Below are 2,756 nucleotides of genomic sequence, written 5' to 3' on the forward strand. Positions count from 1 at the left end.
CCTCGCTGGGGATGCTCTGGACCGCTGCCGGCGCCGGGTCCAGCTCGAGCTCCACGGCCACCGCGGGCTCACGGGCGACCCGCTGTACCGGGCCAGGCGGACCCTGCACACCGGCGCCGACCTGCTCACCGACCGGCAACGCGAACGCCTCACCGCACTGTTCGCCGACGAGGACCACGTCGAGGTCGAGGCCACCTGGGGGATCCTGCAACGGATGATCGCCGCCTACCGCGACCCCGACCGCACCTCAGGCCGAGCAGCCATGACCGCAGTGATCGAGGCTCTCCGCGAGGGCGTCCCGGCCGTACTGACCGAGCTGCGGCGGCTGGGCCGAACCCTCAACCAGCGCGCCGCCGATGTCTTGGCGTACTTCGACCGGCCCGGCACCAGCAACGGCCCAACAGAAGCCCTCAACGGCCGCCTCGAACACCTCCGAGGCTCCGCCCTCGGGTTCCGCAACCTCACCAACTACATCGCCCGCAGCCTGCTCGAGACCGGCGGCTTCAGGCCAGCCCTACACCCCCGATTGTGATGAGCCCCTTTAAGGCCGGACACCCCGGCCAAGGCAAACTTTGGCCAAAAGCTGGGGGGTAGTCGGGCACCTCACTGAGGAGCGTGCCAAATATTGTGGAAGCTCCCACCCGTTGTAGTCGAGTCGTAATCAGCGAGAACCGTACCCGTTGATCCCTGCATCACGTACCCAACGCGCGATTCACCGTGTAGATTATGCCAGGTTCCCCCACCGCTAGCCAGGCGGTTCGTTTGAAAGGTCACCGAGTTGAAGTCCGCTAGCGGAGACCCACCGAATCTCTCAGAAATCCAGGCCGCCGTCCCGCCAGTGTAGTAGGGAGGGTTGTAGTAGTCCGGACCCGTCGACGTGGGTGGAGTAAAACTCCCGAGATCGATCCCGTCCGTTGTATTCACCATGTGGAAAACTACTTTATGACTAGAAGTATTGGAGATGCCTACATGAACGTAGAGGTAGTCATTGACGGATGCGGAGACAGGTAAAGCGTTCTCCTGATAGTCCTCGGTACCTTGGAAGATTTCGTAAAAGGCGTTATATGAAACACTTCCCCCGGAGCAATTTGCATCGACCCCCGACTGAACCAATGGGTACGACGTGGTGACGTTAGAGATTCTTCCCACTGCGACCCAGTGGGTTGACCTCCTAAATTGTGACGTGCAGGAGGTCGAAGGGACCTTGATATGCGAGTCCGCATCGAAAGCCACGTGATCAACCGAAGCAGATTTTCCTGCGTAGTTTAGGCTGGCGATTCTCTCACCCGATGGGTCGTCGTCGACGAGAACGAGTCCACGTCGCGGAGTGAGTTGTAGTCCGTGGGAACGGTCCACCCTGGGCGCCGTGGGATCTCCACAGCCGGGAATGTAGGTGATAACGCCCGTGACCATCTTGGTCCACGCGGCCAACGCCTCCTTGCCCCCGGGACCATCCTCAGTGCTCGGCCGCGGAGGCAAGCCATTGGCTTGCAGGGCGTCATCGGTCGCGGTCAACGGGTCGAACCCTTTGCCAGGTTTCGTAAAGGTGACCGTCCCACCGCCGGGGCACTGGACGACCTCGATGACCGGCCCACCTTCGAGATGAGACGGGGATGCCTGGGCCGCGACGGCCCCCGCAGCCAGCACCGCCCCGGCGCATGTGCCGATCACCTTGCCCGCACGCGTCATGACCGCAAGCCTCCTTTGATTGAGTCTGACTTCGGCGACTTCCCCAACGTTGTGTAACTAGTGCGGAGCGAGTTGTAGTCCGTGGGAACGGTCCACCCTGGGCGCCGTGGGATCTCCACAGCCGGGAATGTAGGTGATAACGCCCGTGACCATCTTGGTCCACGCGGCCAACGCCTCCTTGCCCCCGGGACCATCCTCAGTGCTCGGCCGCGGAGGCAAGCCATTGGCTTGCAGGGCGTCATCGGTCGCGGTCAACGGGTCGAACCCTTTGCCAGGTTTCGTAAAGGTGACCGTCCCACCGCCGGGGCACTGGACGACCTCGATGACCGGCCCACCTTCGAGATGAGACGGGGATGCCTGGGCCGCGACGGCCCCCGCAGCCAGCACCGCCCCGGCGCATGTGCCGATCACCTTGCCCGCACGCGTCATGTCCGGAACCCTCCGCATCTTAGATCGGTCGCCCCTCCCAGGATACCAGAAGTGGTCGCGCGGGCGTGAGCATATGCCGGTGTGGTCGTCGCGGCCTCTCTGGATTGGTTGACCACGCCATCCGATCCCCTCCCACCACCGGCACAACCCTGAGAGATAGGGTCGAGCGCGCCTGCGCCGACTTTGGCCCATGACGGTCGACCGGGTCATGTTCGCCGCGATCGCGACCGACAACGGTCTCGCCCGATCCACCCTGTACCGCAACGCCGCGCTACGGGCCATCATCGAACAACACCAGCGCCCCACCGATGGACCGCAAACGTCGCTAACCGACGAGATCGCGACCCTACGCGCAGCCGTGAACCAGCCTCGCCGACCGAGTCCGCAGCCACGACGAACAACTCCGTCACCCACCTGCAAAACTGGAGGCATTAACCGGGTCGCGATGACCACGGTTGGGTCGGTGTAGACGTGCTCGAGGTCGGCCCGGTCGATCGCGAGCCGGTCGATGAGGTCCTGACGCTGGTAGCCGGCCGCAAGGGCCTGCGCGAGGGTGCGTTCCATGCGTCGGATGTCGGCTCCGAGCCGCTCGAGGCGGTTGGCCACCGTCACCGGGTTGTGCCGGTGACTGGTGGCGG

3 protein-coding genes are annotated in these 2,756 nt (G+C 64.0%); 1 reads left to right on the forward strand and 2 read right to left on the reverse strand.

Features of this window, described 5'->3' with window-relative positions:
- Window positions 1-532: ISL3 family transposase (locus tag BN13_RS17570; protein WP_048548521.1), on the forward strand; the 532-nt coding region annotated here is incomplete at its 5' end.
- Window positions 533-603: 71 nt separating this feature from the next.
- Here BN13_RS17570 and BN13_RS21000 read toward each other — a convergent pair.
- Window positions 604-1,689 (reverse strand): G1 family glutamic endopeptidase, encoded by a 1,086-nt coding sequence (locus BN13_RS21000; RefSeq protein WP_084733861.1) that lies wholly within the window; start codon window positions 1,687-1,689, stop codon window positions 604-606.
- Between the two features lie 57 nt (window positions 1,690-1,746).
- Entirely contained in the window at window positions 1,747-2,118 is a 372-nt protein-coding gene (locus BN13_RS17575) for a hypothetical protein (RefSeq protein WP_048548522.1), read from the reverse strand.
- Window positions 2,119-2,756 lie beyond the last annotated feature (638 nt).

Origin of the sequence: Nostocoides jenkinsii Ben 74 (genome assembly GCF_001046875.1) — a bacterium.
Lineage (GTDB): Bacteria > Actinomycetota > Actinomycetes > Actinomycetales > Dermatophilaceae > Nostocoides_A > Nostocoides_A jenkinsii.

Coding starts and splice junctions, on each gene's coding strand:
- BN13_RS21000 (WP_084733861.1), bottom strand. CDS start 1,689: ATGACGCGTGCGGGCAAGGTGATCGGCACATGCGCCGGGGCGGTGCTG.
- BN13_RS17575 (WP_048548522.1), bottom strand. CDS start 2,118: ATGACGCGTGCGGGCAAGGTGATCGGCACATGCGCCGGGGCGGTGCTG.